The following is a 20,677-nucleotide window of genomic DNA, read 5'->3' on the forward strand; positions in this document are numbered from 1 at the left end:
GAAGGCTACAGATCGAGGGGGCTGGCCTCGTCGGGCGAGAGCCCCGCATTGATCGCCCTGCCGGCTCGGCGGCGGTCGTTGAGGCGCGCGATCACCTCGGAGACGAGGAAGAGCACGACCATCGGCGCGGCCATGAAGGTCATCGTGAACGGGTCGCCCGACGGCGTCATGACGGCGGCGAAGATGAAGGTGCCGACGATCATCCACGGCCGGTGGGCGCCGAGGGTCTTGCCCTTGAGGATGCCGGCCATGTTGAGCAGCACCACGAAGACCGGGATCTCGAAGGCGATGCCGAAGCCGAGCAGGGTGCGGCTGAAGAAGGTGAGGTAGTCGTCGAAGTCGACCAGGTTGGTGAGCCCGTCCGGGTTGAGCCCGATCAGGATCTCCAGGCCCTTCGGCAGGGTGACGTAGCCCAGGAGCACGCCGACGAGGAACAGCGGGCCCGCGATGATGGCGAAGATGCCGGTCCAGCGCTTCTCGCTGGGGTGCAGGCCGGGGACGATGAACGCCCAGATCTGGTAGAGCCACACCGGGCTCGCCGCGATCAGCCCGGCGAGCCCACACAGCTTGAGGTGGAGCAGGAAGCCGGCGGCCGGACCCGAGCTAGTGCCGAGGCTGGTGCCCTCCGGCAGGCTGTCCTGGGCCGAGCGGTAGGGCTCCCAGACCAGGTCGAAGAGCGGGTCGAAGAAGAACAGTCCGACGATGAAGGCCGCGAGGACGGCGAAGCCGGCCTTGAGGATGCGTGCGCGCAGCTCGCGCAGGTGGTCGGACAGCGCCATCCGCCCGTCGTCACCGACGGGATGGACGGGCTTTCCGATGAAGAGCTTGAGAAGACCCGTGAACGCCAAGGTCAGGCGTTGTTCTCGCGACGCTCGTCGACGATCTCGCCCTCGGCGATGTCGTCGGCGGCGGGCAGCTCACCGGTCGACGTCGTGGGCTTCTTCTTGTCGTCCTCGTCGTCGCGCAGACCCTTCGTCTCGGCCTTGAAGATCCGCAGCGCCTGGCCCGTGCCGCGGGCGAGGTCGGGGAGCTTGGCGGCGCCGAAGACGAGCACCACGATCGCCAGGATGACGAGCCACTCGGCGCCCTGGGGCATTCCGATCAGGGGAAACATCGGCGGGGACCAACTCTCGATCGTCGGGTTGTGCTGTCGTCCACCATCCTACGCCGCCCTCAGCGATACAGGCTGAGGGTCTCCTGTGCGCGAGCGGTGAAAGTCTCGGTGAACTCCTGAGGACTGACCACGCTCGCGTGCGGCGCCAGCCGCAGCAGCAGCCGGGTCAACCACCGACGGTCCACCACCACCAGGTCGACGTCGGCCGAGCCGTCCTCGTGGACCCGGATGTCGCGCATCGGGTAGTAGTCCGTCGCCCACCGGGCCGCCGGCTCCAGGTGCAGCGTGACGACCGTCGCGTCGGGGACCGCGTCGTCGGTGAACAGCCCGTCACTCAGGTCCCGGGGCGCCCGGACCGGCGTACTGCGCTCCGTCGGCAGCAGCTCCGCCTTCGTGATCCGGTCCAGCCGGAACAGCCGGTCTCCCCCGGCGCGATGGCAGTGGGCGTCGAGATAGGAGAACACGCCGTGCGAGACCACGCCGTACGGGTCCACCACCCGCTCCGACTCCTCGTCGCGGGACGGCACGAAGTACAGCAGCCGCAGCTGGCGTCCGGTCGCGACCGCCTCGTCGACCAGCGCGGTGAGCTGGGCGGCCACGACCTGCTGGGCGTCGCGCGGCGACGGGGTGATCTCGACGTGCGGCGCACCGGCCGCCGCCTCCAGCTTCGCCAGCACGCGATCGACGAGCTCAGGATGGGCTCCCGCGGCCGCGGTGTCGCGGAGCATCCGCAGCGCCACGATCATCGCCGACGCCTCCGTCGCGCTCAGCCGCAGCGGCCTGGCCAGGTAGTCGGCGTTCTCCACCCGGATCACGCCCTCGCTGACCGGGCTGCCCTCCTCGGTGACGATCGCATCGAGGTCGACGTCGATCAGGTCGTCCGGCATGCCGCCCGGCAGACCGCACATGAACAGCACCCGGAGGTCCTGCACGACCTGCTTGGGCGTCGTACCGAGGAGCTGGGCCGCCTCCTCGAGGCGGACGCCGTCGCGGTGGTGGAGGAACGGGACCAGGGTGAGCAGGCGGGCCACCTGGTCGCGGGCGCCTGGCGCCGGTGTTCGCCTCACCGAAGGGCCCCCTGACGTTGCGGTTTGGTCCCAAACCGCAACATTCCTCGGCGTGTCGTTGCGGTTTGGGACCAAACCGCAACGCCCAGCCCGCTCACGAGACCACCTCCGTGAGCCGCGCGACGACCTGCTCCCGGACCTCGACCGGCTCGACCAGCACCACATCCGGCCCGTGCGACAGCACCTCGTCGGCCAGCCCCTGGCGCGGGCGGACCAGGACGACCCGGTCCCACCCCGTGCGGTCGTCGGGGCCGTCGACGCCGACGTCCACCCGCTCGGCCACGCGGCGCAGTCCGAGCCCGGCACCCTCGCGGACGAGCAGCACCGCCGTCGTGGTCGGGATCGGCGGGGCCATCCGCCGGGCGATCTCACGGACGTCGGTCTCCGGCGGTACGTCGTAGGCCCCCGGCAGGCCGACCAGCTCGACCTCGCCCTGGACCCGCGAGAGCCGGAAGACCCGCTCCGCGGCCCGGTCGGCGTCGTAGCCCACCAGGTACCACCGTCCCGAGTAGCGCACCACGCCCCACGGCTGCACCCGGCGGCGCATCGGTGCGTCGGCGTCGGGGCGCTTGTAGACGAACTCGATCGCGGTGCGCTCGCATACCGCGATCCAGCACTTCTCGAACGCCGGCTCTTCCGCGGTGAGGAGTGGCCGGGCGATCTGGAGCGCGTCGAGGTCGACGTCGATGCCGGCCGCGGTGAGCTTGCGGACGGCGTCGGTGGTCGCCTGGGCCATGGTGGCGTGCTGCCACACCCGGGAGGCGATGCCGACCACGGCGGCCTCCTCCGGCGTCAACTCGACGTCGGGCAGGGCGAACGCCTCGGGCGGGATCCGGTACCCGACCTCGTCCTCGAAGAGCGGGTCGATCGTCGCGACCTCGATGGGTACGCCGAGGCTGCGCAGCTCCTCCTTGTCGCGCTCGAACATCTTCTCGAAGGCGTCCGGGCGCGAGTCCGGGTACAGCAGCTCGCGGATCCGCTCCTTGGCGATCGGCCGTCGCTGCACCAGGAGCATGATCAGCAGGTTGAGGAGACGCTCACTCTTCGGTGCTGGCATCCGTGCTCGGCTCGGCGCTCGGGTCGGTCGCGCCATCGGTCGGGGCCGCCCCGTCGGTCGGAGCCGCGTCGGCACTGGGCTCCGGTTCCGGGGTCGGCGGCGTGTCGGCGGCGTCGAGGATGTCGACGACGAAGTAGAGCGTCGAGTTCGCCGGGATGTCCTCGCCCTGGGCCTTGTCGCCGTAGCCCAGCTTCGGCGGGATCTCGATCATCACCCGGCTGCCGACCGGAAGGCCGACCAGCGCTTTCGACCAGCCCTTGACGACGCTCGCGGACTTGCCGCCGACGACGGCCTCGAGACCGGTGCCCTTCGAGTAGTTCTCGTCGAACGGCTTGTCGGCGCCCGGAAGCTGGCCGAGGTAGTTGACCAGGATGGTCTGGCCCTTGGCGACGACGGGGCCGGTGCCCTTGGTCAGGGTGGCGACCTCGAGGTCGCCGCTCGGCTTCGGCACGCCCTTGAAGTCGAGGCCGGCGGGCAGCCCGGCGTCCTCGACGATCGTCGGCGCCCAGGCCGGAGCGGACTCCTCGGTGCCTTCGGGGCCGGCGATCTGGGCGATGTCCGCGACGAAGAGCAGACCGTCCTCGTTGCCGATGTCGAGTCCCGCGAGCAGGCTCGCGGCCTGGCTGCCGAGGTAGCCACCGAACGCCACGTCGCTGCCGACGGTGACCGCGATCCGGCTGCCGACCTTCTGGCCGGCCTCGATCTGGTCGGCGAAGCCGAGGGAGAGCAGGTCGGTGAGGGTCTGCGGCTCCTTCTCGGTGCCGACCTTGACCAGGGTGCTGAGCGACTCGGCGGCGTAGCTGTCGAAGGGAACCTTGTGGGTCCAGCCGTCGGCGAGGGTGAACTCGACCCGGACGACGTCGCCCTTCTTCAGCGTCGCGCCGTCACCCTCGGTGAGCACCTTCGTGACCGGCTTCTTCGCCGTCATCACCGACTTCCAGTCCAGCTTCGGGGACTCGCCGACGGGACCACTGACCGTGACGGCGTCGAGGCCCTTGGCCTGGTCGGAGTCCGACCCGCCGCACGCCGCGAGCGCGAGGCTCGCCGGGAGCAGGGTCGTCAGGAGGAGCATCGAGGGACGTCGCAGGCGCATCAGCACGCGCAAACCCTACCGAGTGCCCGAAGGCTTGTGTCACATGCCGTCGATCAGGCGCTGCACCCGCTCGTCGTACGCCCGGAACGGGTCCTTGCACAGCACCGTGCGCTGAGCCTGGTCGTTGAGCTTGAGGTGCACCCAGTCGACGGTGAAGTCGCGCCGCCGCTCCTGCGCCCGGCGGATGAACTCCCCCCGGAGCCGGGCCCGGGTGTTCTGTGGCGGCACGGACTTGGCCTCGAAGATCTTCAGGTCGCTGCTCACCCGGGCGACGGCCCCGCGCTTCTCGAGCAGGTAGTAGAGGCCACGGCCGCGGTGGATGTCGTGGTACGCCAGGTCGAGCTGGGCCACGCGCGGGTGGCTGAGCGGGATGCCGTGCTTGGCGCGGTAGCGGTCGATCAGCTTCCACTTGATCACCCAGTCGATCTCGCGGTCGACCAGGCTGAGGTCGTCGGACTCCACGGCCTTCAGCCCGCGCTCCCACAGGTCGAGGGCCCGCTCGATGATCGGCGTGGAGATGCCGCGCCGGTCCACGAAGTCGCGGGCCTTGGCGAGGTACTCCCCCTGGATGTCCAGCGCGCTGGCCTCCCGGCCGTTGGCGAGGCGGATCTTGCGGCGGCCGGTGACGTCGTGGGAGATCTCGCGGATCGCGCGGATCGGGTTCTCCATCGTGAGGTCGCGCATCACCACGTCCTCCTCGATCATCCGCAGCACCAGGTCGCAGCTCGCGACCTTGAGCATCGTCGTCGTCTCGCTCATGTTCGAGTCGCCGACGATGACGTGCAGCCGGCGGTACTTCTCGGCGTCGGCGTGCGGCTCGTCGCGGGTGTTGATGATCGGCCGGCTCCGGGTGGTGGCGCTGCTCACGCCCTCCCAGATGTGCTCGGCGCGCTGGCTCACGGAGTAGCTCGTGCCGCGCGGGGTCTGGGTGACCTTGCCGGCCCCGACGATGATCTGCCGGGTCACCAGGAACGGGATCAGTACGTCGGCGAGCCGGGAGAACTCGCCGGCGCGGGACACCAGGTAGTTCTCGTGGCAGCCGTAGGAGTTGCCGGCCGAGTCGGTGTTGTTCTTGAACAGGTAGATCTCACCGGCGATCCCCTCGTCGTGGAGGCGCTGCTCGGCGTCCAGCAGCAGGCCCTCGAGGACCCGCTCCCCCGCCTTGTCGTGGGTGACGAGCTCGGTCACGTCGTCGCACTCGGGCGTGGCGTACTCCGGGTGGCTGCCGACGTCGAGGTAGAGCCGGGCGCCGTTGCGGAGGAAGACGTTGCTGGAGCGTCCCCAGCTCACCACCTTGCGGAACAGGTAGCGCGCGACCTCGTCGGGGCTGAGCCGTCGCTGTCCGCGAAACGTGCACGTGACGCCGTACTCGTTCTCGATCCCGAAGATCCGACGGTCCATGTACGCACATTACTGCGGTGGTGCACATCGGGTACCGGACTCGCATGGACGCGCCGAACGAGTTCGCTCCCCGCCCCTCCGCCAGCGCCCCGGTGTGGTTCGACCGGCCCCGTCTTGAGCCCTTCCCGCCGTTGGCCGGGCGGGCGTCGTACGACGTCGTGGTGGTGGGCGGCGGGCTGTGCGGACTCCTCGTCGCGCTGCTCCTGGCGCGGGGCGGGCGGTCGGTGGTGGTACTGGAGGCACGGCGGATCGGCGCCGGCACGTCGGGGCACACCACCGGCAAGGTCAGCCTGCTGCAGGGCACCAAGCTGAGCCGGGTGCTGCGGCGCAATCCGCCGTCCGTGGCCCGGGCCTACGTCGAGGCGGGCCGCGAGGGCCAGGCCTGGCTGCGCCGGTTCTGTCACGAGCACGACGTCGCCGTGGAGACGCGGCACGCGACGACGTACGCGACGACCCGGGTCGGGCTCCTGCGCGCCGAGGGCGAGCTGGCGGCCGCGCGCACCACCGGGCTCGGGGTGCGGTGGAAGCGGTCGAGCGAGCTGCCGTTCCGCGTGCTCGGAGCGGTGCGCCTCGACGGGCAGTACCAGCTCGACCCGCTGCAGCTGCTCGACGCCGTACGCGACGCCGCGCTCGCCGAAGGCGTGGTGGTCCACGAGGACACCCGGATGGTCGGGGTCGAGCACAGAGGGGACGGTGTCGTGGTGCGTACCGATGCCGGGGAGGTCACCGCGGGCACGGCCGTCGTGGCGACCAACCAGCCCACCCTGCTGCGCGGGGCCTTCTTCGCACGGCTGCAGCCGCAGCGTTCGTACGCCGCCACCCTCGCCGCCGACTGGACGCCCCGCGGCATGCACCTCTCCGCCGACCTCCAGACCCGCTCCCTCCGCTCGGTGCGGGCCGGGGTCGGCGAGGAGCTGCTGATGATCGGCGGCTCCGGCCACGTCACCGGACGCGGGTCGGCGACCGAGCGGCTGGACCGGCTGCTCGGGTGGGCCGCCACCACCTTCCCCGGAGCGCAGGTGCGGCACGTCTGGTCGGCGCAGGACCAGTCACCGGTCGACGGGCTGCCGTACGTCGGGCCCGTCGTCCCGGGCGACCACCGGATCCAGGTCGTTACCGGCCTCGACAAGTGGGGCCTCAGCACCGCCCCCGCCGCGGCGCTGCTCCTCGCCGCGTCCCTCCTCGGCGGCAGCGAGCCAGCGTGGGGGCGGGCGTTGCGGACCTGGGCGCCCCGGGAGGTGCTCGCCGCGGGTCGGGCCGCCGTCGTCAACGCCGAAGTGGGCTGGCGGATGGCGTGCGGGCACGCCCGTCGGGTGCTCCGGGCCGACAAGGCGCCGTTGTGCCCGCACCTCGGTGGGGTGCTGGTGTGGAATGGCGCCGAGGAGTCGTGGGACTGCCCGCTGCACGGGTCCCGGTTCGGGTCTGACGGGGCTGTTCTCGAGGGGCCGGCGACTCGGGCGCTGGAGTAACTGCACGGCTCTGCGGTTTGGTCCCAAACCGCACGAATTCAGGCCGGTGTCATGCAGATCGTGCCCAAACGACGGGGTCGGTCGAGCGGTACCACCGGTTCATCACCCGGTCGCGTCCCTTCGCCGAGTAGAACGAGTCGTCAATGAGCGCTCGCCACCTTCGCAGACGTTCCGCCTGATGAGGACGGTTGAGTGCGCGGTCGAGCTCGTGCATCACCGTCGCGGCGTGGTTGAGCAGGTCGTCGAGCGTGAACCCGCGGCGCCTGTAGCGAGTACTGGCGATCGCGCGCTCACGGCGTAGGTCGCGCTTGTGAACGGCCGACTCGCGGTGGACCGCGCCGTCGTACTCGTGCAGGTCGAGCGTGCCCAGTACCTGCAGATCCGCCCGACAGACCCAGCGTCCGTGATCGTCGTGTACGTCGATCTGTGAGGCCGTGGGGATCTCCAGCACATCGTGGAACAGCCGCAGGATCGTCTCTCCGGCGGATTCGGCGCGACGATCATGCACCTCCCAGACCCGGCTCAGGCGACGAGTGCCAGGTCGCTTTGTCTCGAGGATCTCCTGGATGGCGTCGTCGTCGATGTGGCCGAGACGGGCGGCCGAGTCGACCATGATCGTGAGGTCGAGATCGCCAAGGTCACGGGCTGCTCTGAGCAGAATCTCGGCGGGCGCGTCGACAGGAAGTCCGTGCGCCGTCGATGGCGTCGAGTCATGGGTCAACCGCGAGCAGATGAGACCGGGGCGCCGAGGTCGACACTGGCCACGTACGGCGGCGAAGTGGGGAACCTGCTCCGGCAGGGCGGGCAGCTTCCATCCGAGCAGCCGCGCCGCAGTGACGTGGGTGAAGACGGCGCCGGGCGGCAGGACGAGGAGGAGAGCGCCCAGGTCGCGGAGGAGGTTCTCCCAGTCGCCGATCTCTGGTGTCTCGATGCGATACAGGCCGTGCGCGACACGCTGATGGCCCGCGGCGCGTACCTCGCCGCGGATCGCGCCGTCTGCGCCCATCTGCATGTCGACAGCGTCGGTGAGGAGGACGCCTCACTCAAGCGGCAGTTGCTGGCCTGTGGATACCGCTCTGACGGCCGGTTGCCAGCTGACGCCATTGGGCAGAAACCGCAGCCAGCGGGCCGGAATTGTTGCGGTTTGGGACCAAACCGCAACAACCCGAGCCGCCAACCGCTAGAGCGGGGGCGCGACAGGCGGCTCCCCAGAGGGCGGCTCACCACTAGTGGGGTTCTCCAGCGGCGGTACGTCGCCGGAGACCTGGTCGGTCGGGTCGCCAGGATCGTCCGACCCGGCACCCCCGGACGACTCGCCACCCCCAGACGACCCCGACCCTCCGGACACCCCGCCAGCCTGCACCCCGTCGTCGGGCAGCGGCGCGGCGTGCTCGGGGGTGCCGCGGGGGCCGAGGAGCTCGGCGACGCGGGCGGGGCGGAGGCGGGAGAACTTCCGCGGCTGCACCCGGGTCCGGTCGAGGACCGCTACCTCGAGGTCCTCGACGGGGATCACCCGGTCGCCGTCGCCGGTGTGACCGAGTGCGGCCACGGCGACTGCGAGGGCCGAGGCCAGGGAGGCGCCGGCGGCGTAGTGGGCGGACAGGTACGTCGAGACCGTCTCGCTGTCGCCGCCCATGACGGCGAAGCCGTGCTCGTCGGCGACCCGGCCCTCGTAGGTGAGGCGGTAGATCTGGTCCTCGTCCGCGCGCGAGCCGACCTCGGCGACGAAGATCTCGACCTCGTAGGGCTTCTCGCCGCCGGAGGAGAAGATGGTGCCGAGGGTCTGGGCGTAGGCGTTGGCGAGGCCGCGGCCGGTGACGTCGCGGCGGTCGTACGCGTAGCCGCGCATGTCGGCGAGCCGGACGCCGGCGATGCGGAGGTTCTCGAACTCGTTGTAGCGGCCGACGGCGGCGAAGGCGAGGCGGTCGTAGAGCTCGGAGACCTTGTGGAGGGCCTGGGAGGGGTTCTCGGTGACGAGCAGGACGCCGTCGGCGTACTGCACCGCCGCGAGGGACCGGCCGCGGGCGATGCCCTTGCGGGCGAAGTCGGCCCGGTCCTTCATCAGCTGCTCGGGCGAGACGTAGAAGGGGGTGCTCATCTCAGGCCTCCTCCCCCGCGCCGGGCAGGGGTGCCAGTGGACCGTCGGGGCGGCCCATCCGGGCGCCCACCACCTGGTCGGCGAGGGCGCCGATGGTGGCCTCGTCGAGGGCGACCGCGCCGTCGGCGGTGACGACCCACACGATCGGGAAGATCCGGCGGGTCAGGTCGGGGCCGCCGGTGGCGGAGTCGTCGTCGGCGGCGTCGTAGAGCGCCTGCAGGCAGACCCGGACGGCGTCGTCGGACGACAGGTCGTCGCGCCAGAGCTTCTTCAGCGCGCCGCGGGCGAACAGCGAGCCCGAGCCGACGGTGAAGAAGGACGCCTCCTCGTGGCGGCCGCCGGTGACGTCGTAGCCGAAGATCCGGCCGGTGCCGCTGTCGAGGTCGAAGCCGGCGAACATGGGGACGACGGCGAGGCCCTGCATGGCCATGCCGAGGTTGGCGCGGATCAGCGCGGAGAGCCGGTTGGCCTTGCCGTCGAGGGAGAGGATCGAGCCTTCGATCTTCTCGTAGTGCTCGAGCTCGACCTGGAACAGACGCACCATCTCGACGGCGAGCCCGGCGGTGCCGGCGATGCCGACCACGGAGTACTCGTCGGCCGGGAAGACCTTCTGGATGTCGCGCTGGGCGATCACGTTGCCCATGGTGGCGCGGCGGTCGCCGGCCATCACCAGGCCGCCGGGGAAGGTCACCGCGACGATGGTCGTGCCGTGGGGCGCGAGGTCGCCGGCGCCGGTCGCACCGGCGGGCAGCGACCGGCGCGCCGGCAGCAGGTCAGGGGCGTTCTCGGCGAGGAAGTCGCTGAAGGAGGAGGTGCCCGGGCGCAGGAAAGCGCCCGGGATGCGCGCGTCGCTCATCGGGGACTACTCGCCGCCCTTCTGGATGAACGACTTCACGAAGTCCTCGGCGTTGGTCTCGAGGACGTCGTCGATCTCGTCGAGGATCGCGTCGACGTCGTCGTCGAGGGCCTCCTTGCGCTCGGCCACGTCGGACTCGGGAGCGACCTCGGTCGTCTCCTCCGCCTCGTCGGACCTGCGCGGCTGCTTCTGCTCCTGAGCCATGACGCCAGCCTAGCCACTCACCGACTGAGCGCGCGGACCAACTCCTCCGCGGTCGCGCACCGGTCGATCAGCTCACCGACGTGGGCCTTGCTGCCGCGCAGCGGGTCGATGGTCGGGACCCGCTGCAGCGACTCGCGGCCGGGGAGGTCGAAGATCACCGAGTCCCAGGACGCGGCGGCGATGTCGGGGGCGTACTTCTCGAGGCAGCGGCCGCGGAAGTACGCGCGGGTCTCGGCCGGCGGGTTGGTCATCGCCGACTCGACCTCGGCGTCTCCGAGGAGCCGCTGGATGCGGCCCGCGCCGACCAGGCGGTGGTAGAGGCCCTTCTCGGGCCGGATGTCGGAGTACTGGTAGTCGATGAGCTGGAGCTTGGCGTCGTCCCAGGCCAGCCCGTCGCGGGAGCGGTACTGCTCGATCAGCTTGAGCTTGGCGACCCAGTCGAGCTGGTCGGCCAGCGACATCGGGTCGGACTCGAGCCGACCCAGGACGTCCTCCCAGCGGTGCAGTACGTCGACCGTCTGGGGATCCGCGTCGGCGCCGAAGCGGTCCTCGACGTACTTCTTGGCGAGGTCGAGGAACTCCAGCTGCAGCTGGACGCCGGTCAGCCGCCGGCCGTCGGCCAGGGTCACGGTCTGGCGCAGCGTGGGGTCGTGGGACACGGCGCGCAGCGCGGCGACGGGCGTGTCGACGGCGAGGTCACGAGTGATGAACCGGTCCTCGATCATGGCGAGGACGAGCGAGGTGGTGCCGACCTTGAGGTAGGTCGCGATCTCGGAGAGGTTCGCGTCGCCGATGATGACGTGCAGCCGGCGGTACTTCTCGGGATCGGCGTGGGGCTCGTCGCGGGTGTTGATGATCGGCCGCTTGAGGGTGGTCTCGAGCCCGACCTCGACCTCGAAGAAGTCGGCGCGCTGGCTGATCTGGTAGCCGTGGTCGCGCCCGTCCTGGCCGCGACCGACCCGGCCGGCGCCGCAAAAGACCTGGCGGCTGACGAAGAAGGGCGTGAGGTGTCGGACGATGTCGGCGAAGGGGGTGGAGCGGCGCATCAGGTAGTTCTCGTGCGCGCCGTAGGAGGCACCCTTGTTGTCGGTGTTGTTCTTGTAGAGCAGGATCGTCGGGTTGCCGGGGAGCTGCTGGGCGCGCCGGGCGGCGTCGAGCATCACCTGCTCCCCCGCCTTGTCCCACCGGACCACGTCGAGCGGGGTGACGACCTCGGGGGTGGAGTACTCCGGGTGGGCGTGGTCGACGTAGAGCCGCGCGCCGTTGGTCAGGATCACGTTGGCGAGGCCGAGGTCCTCGTCGGTGAGCTGGGTCGGGTCGGCGATCTGGCGCGACATGTCGAAGCCGCGGGCGTCGCGCAGCGGCGACTCCTCCTCGAAGTCCCAGCGCGCGCGCCGGGCCCGCACGGTGGCCGTGGCGTAGGCGTTGACGACCTGGGAGGAGGCCACCATCGGGTTGGCGGTCGGTTGACCCTGGACCGAGATGCCGTACTCCACCTCGGTGCCCATCACGCGGCGCACGCTCATGCGTCCAGCCTACGGCGTCGGTACGACGGAACGGCGGGATGCCGACGCCCGGTTCGGGTAGCGGACCTGGAGGGGGGTGGTCCACGGTGACGAAGGTGGAGCAGGGTACGGAGCGAGCGGCGCGCGAGACGCGCGACCACCCGGCGGTCACCGGGGTGGCCCGGGCCGGGATGGCGGCGTACGGCGTGGTCTACGTGATCGTGGGGTGGCTGGCGGCACAGCTGGCGCTCGGCCACCCCGACGGCTCGGCGTCCGGTCAGGGTGCCCTGGAGCAGCTGCGGGACCAGCCGCTGGGCGCGGTCGTGCTGTGGTTGGTCGCGGTGGGCCTGGCCGGTCTCGTGGTGTGGGAGCTGTGTCAGGCCGTGGGCGGCCACCGCGACCAGGAGGGTGCCCGGCGGTGGCTGGCCCGAGCCGTGTCGGCGGGTCGCGGCGTCGTCTTCGCCGTGCTGGCCGTGCTCGCGGTGCGCACCGCGAGTGGCGGTGGTGCTTCAGGCGGCGGCTCTGGCGGCGGTGGCCTCACGGGGCGCCTGCTCGCGCTGCCGGTCGGGCCGGCGATGGTGGTCCTGGTCGGACTCGGGATCGCCGGCGTCGGCGTCTTCAGCATCGTCCACGCCATGTCGGACCGCTGGCGCCGGGGCGTCGAGCCGCAGGCACGCGCCGGGACGCTGGGCAGCGTGGTGACGGCGCTCGCGCGGATCGGCTTCGCGACCCGCGGCGTGGCGTTCCTGGTGCTGGCCGGGATGTTCGCGTGGAGCGGCGTCACCCACGACCCGTCGAAGTCGGGGGGCCTGGACCAGGCGATCGTCCGCTTCCGCGACGAGCCCTACGGGCCGGCGGCGATGGTCGTCGTGGCGCTCGGCCTCGGCTGCTACGGCCTGTTCCACGTCCTGCGGGCGGCCTTCCTCCGCGAGGACTGATCCGCGAGGACCGACGCGACGTGCCGGGCCCGAAGGCCCGGCACGTGCGGGAGTCAGCGGCTCTTCGCGACCTTGACGGCGGCGGTGACGCCGAGCGCGACGAGGGCGACGATGATGAGCTTCTTCATGGGATGGCTCCTTCGGGAGTCGAGGGGGTGGTCGGCCCCATCATGACAAGCCGGTGGGAATCCGCGCCCGGCGACGCGCGGCACGCAGCGGGTCAGCCCCCGAGAACCCCGCGCAGCGCGGCCAGGGTCCGGTCGACGTCGCCGCGGTCGGTGTACGGCGCCAGGCCGAGCCGGAGCCCGCCGCCCGCGGGGAGTCCCAGCGCCCGGGCGCCCTCGGCGGCGTAGAAGGTGCCGGCCGAGGCGCAGATGTCGTGGTCCGCGAGCGCGGCGACCAGCTCCTGCGGGTCGCGGCCCTCGACGGTGAGCAGCAGGGTCGGCGTACGCCGGGCCGCCCGGGACAGGACCCGCACCCCCGACAGCTCGGCCAGGCCCTGCTCCAGGACGGCGCGGAGGCCGTCCTCGTGGGCCTCGACCGCGCTCATCGCGCGGGTCAGCCGGCCCCGGCGGTCCTCGCCGGCCCGCTCCGCGACCAGCGACGCCAGCACGTCGATGGCCGCGCTGGTGCCGGCGAGCAGCTCGTACGGCAGGGTGCCGAGCTCGAAGCGCTCGGGCACGGCGTCGGTCGACGGCGCCAGCTTGGCCGGCCGCAGCCGCTCCAGGGCCGCGCGGCGAGCGACGAGGACACCACAGTGCGGTCCCAGGAACTTGTACGGCGAGCAGACCAGGTAGTCGACGTCGAGCGCCCCGAGGTCGACCGGGGCGTGGGCGACCAGGTGCACGCCGTCGACCCAGACCTCGGCGCCGTGGGAGCGCGCGAGCGCCGCGACGGCCGGCAGGTCGGGGCGGGTGCCGACCAGGTTCGAGGCGCCGGTGATGGCGACCAGCCGGGTCCGCTCCGAGAGCTGGGCGGCGACCCGCTCGACCGGGATCTCCGCGGTCTCCGGGTCCGGGTCCACCCGGCGGACGACGGCGCCGGCGGCCGCCGCGGCGAGCACCCAGGGCCGGATGTTGGAGTCGTGGTCGAGGGTGGAGACGACGACCTCGTCGCCGGGCGCCCAGTCGGCGGCGATGGTGCGGGCCAGGTCGAAGGCGAGCTGGGTGGCGCTGCGGCCGGCGACCACGGCGTGGTCGTCGTCGGCCCCGAGCAGGTCGCCGACGGCCGTGCGGAAGCCCTGGACGACCGCCTCGGCGTTGCGGGAGGACGCGGTCACCGAGCCCCGGTTCGACAGCGGCGCGAGCAGGACCGCCCGCATCGCGTCGGCGACCGGGCGCGGGGTCTGGGTGCCGCCGGGACCGTCGAGGAAGACGGTGCCGCCGTCGAGGGCCGGGACCAGCGAGCGCAGCCGCGCCACGTCGTACGTCATCGGACCACCCCGTCCTGCAGCACCAGCCGGAGATTCTCGGCGAAGCGGCCCAGGTCGGCCCAGTCGCCGTCGAGGACGACGAGATCGGCCCGGGCGCCGGCGGTGACGGTGCCGACGTCGTCGAGACCGAGCAGCTCGGCGCCCGACCGGCTGGTCGCGAGCACCTCCGCGGGTCGCATCCCCGCCTCGGCGAGCAGGCCCAGCTCGCGGTGGTTCTGGCCGTGGGCGAACACACCGCTGTCGGTGCCCAACGCGATCCGCACCCCCGCATCGTAGGCGCGGGCGACGGCGGCGAGGTGACCGTCCGCGATCCGGCGCGCCTTGTCCTCGACCTCCGGGGGGACCCGCATGCCCGCGTCGATCGACTCGACGAGGGCGACCGGGGCGAGCAGGGTCGGGACCAGCCAGGCGCCGCGGTCCAGGAGCAGCTCGATCCCCTCGTCGTCGAGGTACACCCCGTGCTCGATCGAGCGCACGCCCGCGCGCAGCGCCCGGTGGATCCCCTCCGCGCTGTGCGCATGGGCCATCACGCCGAGCCCGTGGTCCGCGGCCTCGGCGACGCAGACGGCCAGCTCGTCGGCGGAGAACTGCGGGTGGTGCGGGTCGTCGCGGGTCGACATCACGCCACCCGAGGCGCACACCTTGATCACGTCGGCCCCGGCCCGGGCCAGCTCGCGCACCCGCAGCCGCATCCCCTCGACCCCGTCCACGACGCAGGCCGGACGCCCCGGGTGCGGGACGAGGAGCCGGACGTCGTCCCCGTGGACGGTCCACCCGTCGGCGTGGCCCCCGGTCGGGCTCAGCACCGAAACCGCCGTCCGCAGCCTCGGCCCGGGCAGCAGCCCGCGCTCCTGGGCGACCTTCATCCCGAGGTCGGCGCCACCCGCGTCGCGCACCGTCGTGACGCCGGCCGCGAGCGTCGCGGCCATCGCCCGGGCGGCCTGGAAGTACTGCAGTGAGAACGGCTCGGCCTGGAGCCGCTGGGAGTCCATCCCGTCGAACACCAGGTGGACGTGGCAGTCGACCAGGCCCGGCGCGACGACCGCACCGCTGACGTCGAGGACGTCCACCCCGCCGGCCGGCGCCGGGGCAGGCAGGTCGAGCCCGACCGCCGCGACCCGGCCCTCGGCGACGAGTACGTCGGCCCGCACCGGGGCGGTTCCGTCCCCGACGAGGACGTGACCACCCCGCAGCAGGGTGCTGGTCATCCAGCGATCTCCTCGACCGCCCGGAAGTCGGTGTCGTAGCCGAACCGGCGGGGACCGCTGATCTCGACGCCGGCCGGGGTGCGCCAGTGCGCGTCGGCCGGCAGGCCGATCACCGCGACCCGGTAGCCGTAGCGGATCACCTCGGACGGGATCGGCTCGCCGGAGTCCAGCTCCATCGCCATGATCAGGTCCGGGGTGGTCGCCACGAACTCGCCGTTGCGGGTGGCCGCCAGGTTCTCGTTCTGGAAGTACATGACGAACTCCTGGCCCTCGAAGGCGTCCAGGCCCACCATGGTCGCCTCGCCGATGGTCCAGCCGTCCTTGTTCTGGCGCTGCACGGACTGCACCTTGCCGGTGAACAGCAGCACGCCGTCCTGCTGGTCGAGCACCGCCTGCACCGGGTTGACGTGCTGCTCGCGGGCCTCGCGGATGGCGCGGCCGATGTCGGAGGCCGTCGTGAGCGCGCCGCGGACCAGCCGCTGCTTCGCCTCGGCGCCGGTCATCGGGTAGAGCGCCATCGCGGCGTTCGCACCGCTCGCCAGGACGCCGGCCCGGGCGTAGTCCTCGGCCCAGGCGTTGGTCGCGGTCTCGGCGAACATGGTGTTGCCGTGCTCGTCGAGCATCACGAAGGGCGTCGCCTTGCCGCCGTAGAGGGTCGGGGTGACCATCTCCAGCTTCGGGAAGGCCCGGCCCATGCCGTCGGCGTCGATGACCGGTACGCCGGACGGACCGGCACAGGCGAAGGGGGTCACGGCGTTGAGGCCGCCGGCCTCGGCCGGGCACACGTAGTCGTACTTCTGGCCGGTGAACCGCTCCAGCTCCTGCAGCACGCGCTCGTACTCCGCGGCGCGCGGCAGCTTCTCGATCAGCACGCCGGGGGCGCCGATGCCGGCGATGAACACGATGTTGGCGTCGTCCGGCACCTCCTCGAGATCCACCAGCGGCACCGGGCCGTGCTTGCGGATCGCGTCGCGGGCCAGCAGCATCCCGACGTGGGGGTCGCCGCCGCCGCCGGAGCCGAGGATCGTCGATCCGAGGGTCATGTCGAGCAGTGCCTGCTCGTCGATCAGCTTCATGCCAGTGCACCTTCCAGCTCGCTCTTGGTGGCCGTGAACGGCCCGACTGCCTTGATCCGGACGTGGACCGCGCCGCCACCGGGCAGGTGGGTGAGCGGCACGTCCTCCACGTCGATGACCCGGACCAGCTCCGGGTCCGCGCCGGCCTCGACGGCGAGCCGGCAGGCCTCCTCCTCGGCCTCGGCCAGCACCTCGGCCCGGGTCCGGGTGGCCAGCGAGTAGGTGCGGTCCACCTCTCCCCCGGCCTCGGCGAACGCCGCGCCGACGGCGTTGGCCACCCCGGCCTGGTCGGGGATGACCAGGTCCTCGAGCCCGGGCACCGCCTTGAGCAGCGGGGCACCCCCGCCGACCACGATCACCGGTACGGCGTCCTCACTGAGCTTGGTCCGCTCCACGGCGTGCACCAGCCGGTCGCGTACGACGCCCAGCGCGCGCTCGGTCGTGGCGGCGTCGATCCCGGCGGCGCGGGCGGCCTCGCCCACCTCGGGCGCGCCGGCCGCGACCGCGACGTCGGTGAAGGTCACCGTGGATCCGCCGAACACCAGCGCCTCCTCGGTGATCCGGTAGCCCACGCTCTCCGGACCGACGACCGCGCCACCGTCGGCGACGATGGTGCCGCCGCCGAGGGCCAGCGAGAAGACGTCGGGGATCCGGAAGTTGCTGCGGACCCCGGCGAGGCTCATCGCGACCGTGGACTCCCGAGGGAAGCCGTTCTGCAGCAGGCCGATGTCGCTCGTCGTACCGCCCACGTCGACGACCACGCCGTCCTGCAGGCCGGTCAGCAGCGCCGCGCCGCGCATCGAGTTGGTCGGTCCCGAGGCGATGGTGAAGATCGGGTAGGCCCGGGCCCGGTCGAGGGACATCACGGTGCCGTCGTTCTGCGAGAGCAGCACGGGCGCGGCGATGCCGACCCCGGCGACGACCTTCTCGAGGCCGTCCACGACGTTCTCGGCGAGGCCGAGCAGCGCGGCGTTGAGGATGGTCGCGTTCTCCCGCTCGAGGAGCCCGACCCGGCCGACGTCGGCCGACTTGGTGATGGTCGCGTCCGGCAGCTCCTCGGCGAGGATCGCGGCGGCCCGGTCCTCGGGCTCCGGGTTGACCGAGGAGAACACCGAGCTGAGCGCGACCCGGCGCAGGCCCGCGGCGCGGATCTCCGCGGCGATGGCGCGCAGTCCGGGCTCGTCGAGCTCGGAGAGCAGCCGGCCGTCGAACTGGGAGCCGCCGGCGCACACGAAGATGTGCTCGCCGACGACCGCGCGCAGGTGCTCGGGCCAGCCGCTGTGCGGGAACATGCTCTGCGGCGGGGTGGCCAGCCGCACGAAGGCGACCGGCTCGAGGCCGCGGGCCTGGGCGATGGCGTTGATGAAGTGGGTCGTGCCGATGAAGACCGACGAGACGTCCGCGGCGTCGACGTCGTGGAGCACCTCGGTGAGGGCGACGAGGATGCCGGACGTGACGTCGGGGGTGGTCGGGCTCTTGGTCGAGGCCACGACCCGGGAGCCGTCGAGGACGGCGGCGTCGGTGTTCGTGCCACCGACATCGACTCCGATGCGCAGGGACATGGGGAACTTCCTCTCGAGAGGGGTGGAGGCGCGGGGGTGCGCAGGTCAGTCGCGGCGGGCGCGGTCGATGCCGACGGCCACGAGGAGGACGACGCCCTGCACGGCGCCGATCCAGAACTGGGGCATCCCGCTGAGCAGCAGGATGTTGGCGAGCACGACGAGGAACAGGATCCCGAGCAGGGTGCCGAACAGGCTGCCCTGGCCGCCGGAGAACCGGGTGCCGCCGAGCAGCACCGCGGTCAGCGCGAAGAACTCGTTGCCGAGCCCGGCCGAGGGATCCGCCGCGCCGAGGTTGCCGAGCAGCAGCAGGCCGGCGACGCCCGCGCACAGGGAGCAGATGCCGTAGCAGGCCATGGTGATCGCGGTGACCGGGAGACCCGCGAGGCGGGCGGCCTCGCGGTTGCTGCCCACGGCGTACACGTTGCGGCCGAAGACGGTGCGGTTGAGCACCACCCACAGCAGCGCGAACACGACCGCCGCGACCACGATCGGGGTGCGGATGCCGAGCACCTCGCCGTTGGCGAGGGTGTCGAGCGCGGGGCTGTGGACCGGCTTGCTCGCGCCGTCGAGGATCACCCGAAGCAGGCTCGGCAGGATCGTGTACGTCGCCAGGGTGACGATGAAGTAGTTCATCCGGGCCCGGGTGATCAGCAGTCCGTGGACGACGGCGCCGATCGCGGTGGCCGCGAGCAGGCAGACCACGATCATCAGCCCGTCGGTGAAGACATGGCCGACCAGCAGGTAGACCAGGCCCCCGGTGAAGCCCTGGACCGCGCCGGTCGACAGGTCGAAGCCGACCTGCAGGACGACGAAGGTCTGCCCGAGCGCCATGATCAGCACGGCCGAGTAGGTCGCCAGCTGCAGCATCAGGTACTCGGTGTCCCGCATCTGGGCGACGAAGGGCATCGAGCCGAGGAACATCGCGAGCAGGATCAGGCCGAACAGCGTCTGCTGGCGCAGCGTCGGCGGCAGCGCCCGGACCCGGTCGAGCACCGGGTTGCCCGAGCCGGAGGGCTCCACGGGAGCGGTCACGGCGGTCATGCGAGCACCTCTTCCAGGTTGTCGGTGGGATCGGTCGGAGGCACGGCGGCCGGCGCGGTCGCGCCGAGCGACGCCGCGAGCACCTCGTCGGGCGTGGTGGCCGAGCAGTGCCGGTCGAGCACCACCCGGCCGTCGTAGAGCACGACGATGCGGTCGGCGAGCGCGAACAGCTCCTCGAACTCGCTGCAGACCACGAGCACCGCGGTGCCCTCCTCGGCGCTGGCGACCAGGGCGTCGTGGATCGCGCTGCGGGCCGCCGCGTCGACGCCCTGGGTGGGCTCGTCGGCGATCACGACCCTGGGCCGTCCGGCGAGGGCGCGGGCCACCGCGACCTTCTGCTGGTTGCCGCCGGAGAGCAGCCCGGCCTGCTTGTCGGGCAGCGGCGGCCGGATGTCGTACGACGCCACCAGGCTCCGCCCCACTCGGCGCTCGCCGCGCCGCGACCGGAACGGCCCGGTGCGCAGCGTGCTGTCGCCCTGGCCGAGCAGCAGGTTGGCCTCGACGCTCTGGTTGCCCATGATCGCGGCCGCGTGCCGGTCCTCGGGGACGTAGGCGATGCCCGCGGCGCGTGCGGACCGGATGCTCCCGGTCCGCACGCTCGTCCCGGCGACCGTCACCGTGCCGTGCGCCGGATGCGACCCGGCGAGCGCGGCGGCCAGGCGCGAGCGGCCGCTGCCGCTCTGCCCGGCCACGCCGACGATCTCGCCGGCGCGGACGACCAGCTCGGGCACGTCCAGCCCCCGCCAGCCCTTCAGGCCGGTGGCCCGGAGCACCGCCGGGGCGTCGGCCGGCGCGCGGTGGTCGCGGTCCACGCGCGACTCGGCGGACAGCAGCGCGACGATCTCGCGCTCGGTCTGCGGGGTGACCGCGCAGTCGAGCTGGACCCGGCCGTTGCGCAGGGCGACCACGTCGTCGGCGAGCTCGAGCACGTCCTTGAGGCGGTGCGACACGATCAGGACGGTGCCGCCGCGCTCCCGGAAGGAGCGCACCAGTGCGTGCAGCGCGACCACGCCGTCCTCGTCGAGCACCGCCGTCGGCTCGTCCAGCAGCAGCACCTGGGGATCGCGGGCCATCGCCGCCGCGAGCTGCACGAGCTGACGCGTGGACTTGTTCAGCGAGCCGGTCGGCCGGTCCAGCACGTCGGCGGGAAGCAGTCCCGCGACGTGCCGGGCCGCGAACCGCCGGGCCTTGCGGTCGTTAAGCAAGAACCCGGTGCGACGCGCCGGACTGACCAGGCTGACGTTCTGCCACACGGTGAGGTGCCCGGCCAGGGTCGGCTCCTGCGGAACCAGGACCACCCCGGCGTCGAGCGCGGAGTGGACCGAGCGGACCTCGTGCGAGCCGAAGGCGAGCACCCGGCCGGCCGAGGGAGCCAGCAGCCCCGCGAGGATGCGCAGCAGCGTGCTCTTGCCGGACCCGTTCGCGCCGACCACGGCGGTGACCCGTCCCGGGGCGAAGCTCAGCTCGACCTCGTCTAGGGCGAGGGTCGGACCGAACCGGCGGGACACGGACACGACCGACAGCGCGGGTGTCGTCTCGAGACGGTGGGCGTTCAC

19 protein-coding genes are annotated in these 20,677 nt (G+C 72.3%); 2 read left to right on the forward strand and 17 right to left on the reverse strand.

Annotated features, from left to right (window positions below):
• Window positions 1-5: 5 nt before the first annotated feature.
• From tatC to pafA, 6 genes are all read right to left on the reverse strand, one after another.
• Window positions 6-779, reverse strand: a complete 774-nt coding sequence (gene tatC, locus JOD66_RS27135) for a twin-arginine translocase subunit TatC (protein WP_239545463.1) — start codon at window positions 777-779, stop codon at window positions 6-8.
• 71 nt (window positions 780-850) lie between these two features.
• Window positions 851-1,096 (reverse strand): twin-arginine translocase TatA/TatE family subunit, encoded by a 246-nt coding sequence (gene tatA, locus JOD66_RS29305; RefSeq protein ID WP_307823748.1) that lies wholly within the window; start codon window positions 1,094-1,096, stop codon window positions 851-853.
• Between the two features lie 77 nt (window positions 1,097-1,173).
• The gene (locus tag JOD66_RS27145) at window positions 1,174-2,181 is read right to left on the reverse strand and encodes a helix-turn-helix transcriptional regulator (RefSeq protein ID WP_307823749.1); all 1,008 of its coding nucleotides are present in this window, start codon (window positions 2,179-2,181) and stop codon (window positions 1,174-1,176) included.
• 94 nt (window positions 2,182-2,275) lie between these two features.
• Complete coding sequence (locus tag JOD66_RS27150; protein WP_205126006.1) at window positions 2,276-3,238, reverse strand: helix-turn-helix transcriptional regulator; 963 nt, start codon at window positions 3,236-3,238, stop codon at window positions 2,276-2,278.
• Complete coding sequence (locus JOD66_RS27155; RefSeq protein WP_239547216.1) at window positions 3,219-4,331, reverse strand: FKBP-type peptidyl-prolyl cis-trans isomerase; 1,113 nt, start codon at window positions 4,329-4,331, stop codon at window positions 3,219-3,221. The genes JOD66_RS27150 and JOD66_RS27155 overlap by 20 nt, the downstream gene beginning before the upstream one ends.
• A gap of 39 nt (window positions 4,332-4,370) precedes the next feature.
• Window positions 4,371-5,732 (reverse strand): Pup--protein ligase, encoded by a 1,362-nt coding sequence (pafA, locus tag JOD66_RS27160; RefSeq protein WP_205126008.1) that lies wholly within the window; start codon window positions 5,730-5,732, stop codon window positions 4,371-4,373.
• A gap of 44 nt (window positions 5,733-5,776) precedes the next feature.
• Between pafA and JOD66_RS27165 the strand changes: the two genes are divergently transcribed.
• Window positions 5,777-7,201, forward strand: coding sequence for an FAD-dependent oxidoreductase (locus tag JOD66_RS27165; RefSeq protein WP_205126009.1), 1,425 nt, complete (start codon window positions 5,777-5,779; stop codon window positions 7,199-7,201).
• Between the two features lie 49 nt (window positions 7,202-7,250).
• On the opposite strand, the gene JOD66_RS27170 is transcribed toward JOD66_RS27165, so the two are convergent.
• The 5 genes from JOD66_RS27170 to dop all read right to left on the reverse strand — a co-directional run bounded on the left by JOD66_RS27170 (window position 7,251) and on the right by dop (window position 11,885).
• Window positions 7,251-8,213: a hypothetical protein gene (locus JOD66_RS27170; RefSeq protein ID WP_205126010.1), complete on the reverse strand. Its 963-nt coding sequence runs from the start codon at window positions 8,211-8,213 to the stop codon at window positions 7,251-7,253.
• A 168-nt stretch (window positions 8,214-8,381) separates the two neighbouring features.
• Window positions 8,382-9,299 carry a proteasome subunit alpha gene (gene prcA / locus JOD66_RS27175; protein ID WP_205126011.1) on the reverse strand — a complete coding sequence of 306 codons (918 nt, stop codon included), beginning with the start codon at window positions 9,297-9,299 and terminating at the stop codon, window positions 8,382-8,384.
• 1 nt (window position 9,300) lies between these two features.
• Window positions 9,301-10,155 (reverse strand): proteasome subunit beta, encoded by an 855-nt coding sequence (gene prcB / locus JOD66_RS27180; RefSeq protein WP_205126012.1) that lies wholly within the window; start codon window positions 10,153-10,155, stop codon window positions 9,301-9,303.
• Between the two features lie 6 nt (window positions 10,156-10,161).
• Window positions 10,162-10,359, reverse strand: coding sequence for a ubiquitin-like protein Pup (locus JOD66_RS27185; RefSeq protein WP_205126013.1), 198 nt, complete (start codon window positions 10,357-10,359; stop codon window positions 10,162-10,164).
• Window positions 10,360-10,376: 17 nt separating this feature from the next.
• On the reverse strand, window positions 10,377-11,885 hold the full coding sequence (dop, locus tag JOD66_RS27190) for a depupylase/deamidase Dop (RefSeq protein WP_239545465.1): 1,509 nt from the start codon (window positions 11,883-11,885) through the stop codon (window positions 10,377-10,379).
• A gap of 95 nt (window positions 11,886-11,980) precedes the next feature.
• Between dop and JOD66_RS27195 the strand changes: the two genes are divergently transcribed.
• Window positions 11,981-12,802 (forward strand): DUF1206 domain-containing protein, encoded by an 822-nt coding sequence (locus JOD66_RS27195; protein WP_205126014.1) that lies wholly within the window; start codon window positions 11,981-11,983, stop codon window positions 12,800-12,802.
• A gap of 220 nt (window positions 12,803-13,022) precedes the next feature.
• Here JOD66_RS27195 and JOD66_RS27200 read toward each other — a convergent pair whose 3' ends face one another.
• Genes JOD66_RS27200 through JOD66_RS27225 form a run of 6 tightly spaced genes read right to left on the reverse strand, consistent with a single transcriptional unit; the run spans window position 13,023 to window position 20,677 of the window.
• Window positions 13,023-14,234, reverse strand: a complete 1,212-nt coding sequence (locus JOD66_RS27200) for a cysteine desulfurase-like protein (RefSeq protein ID WP_205126015.1) — start codon at window positions 14,232-14,234, stop codon at window positions 13,023-13,025.
• A complete protein-coding gene (locus tag JOD66_RS27205; protein WP_205126016.1) occupies window positions 14,231-15,442 on the reverse strand; it encodes a metal-dependent hydrolase family protein in 1,212 nt (403 codons plus the stop codon). The genes JOD66_RS27200 and JOD66_RS27205 overlap by 4 nt, the downstream gene beginning before the upstream one ends.
• Window positions 15,439-16,518 carry an S-methyl thiohydantoin desulfurase family protein gene (locus tag JOD66_RS27210; RefSeq protein WP_205126017.1) on the reverse strand — a complete coding sequence of 360 codons (1,080 nt, stop codon included), beginning with the start codon at window positions 16,516-16,518 and terminating at the stop codon, window positions 15,439-15,441. Before JOD66_RS27210 ends, JOD66_RS27205 begins: the two co-directional genes overlap by 4 nt.
• Window positions 16,515-18,080, reverse strand: a complete 1,566-nt coding sequence (locus tag JOD66_RS27215; RefSeq protein WP_205126018.1) for a hydantoinase/oxoprolinase N-terminal domain-containing protein — start codon at window positions 18,078-18,080, stop codon at window positions 16,515-16,517. Before JOD66_RS27215 ends, JOD66_RS27210 begins: the two co-directional genes overlap by 4 nt.
• A gap of 45 nt (window positions 18,081-18,125) precedes the next feature.
• The gene (locus JOD66_RS27220; protein ID WP_205126019.1) at window positions 18,126-19,121 is read right to left on the reverse strand and encodes an ABC transporter permease; all 996 of its coding nucleotides are present in this window, start codon (window positions 19,119-19,121) and stop codon (window positions 18,126-18,128) included.
• Window positions 19,118-20,677: a sugar ABC transporter ATP-binding protein gene (locus JOD66_RS27225; protein WP_205126020.1), complete on the reverse strand. Its 1,560-nt coding sequence runs from the start codon at window positions 20,675-20,677 to the stop codon at window positions 19,118-19,120. The genes JOD66_RS27220 and JOD66_RS27225 overlap by 4 nt, the downstream gene beginning before the upstream one ends.

This window comes from Nocardioides nitrophenolicus, assembly GCF_016907515.1.
GTDB classification, from domain to species: Bacteria; Actinomycetota; Actinomycetes; order Propionibacteriales; family Nocardioidaceae; genus Nocardioides; species Nocardioides nitrophenolicus.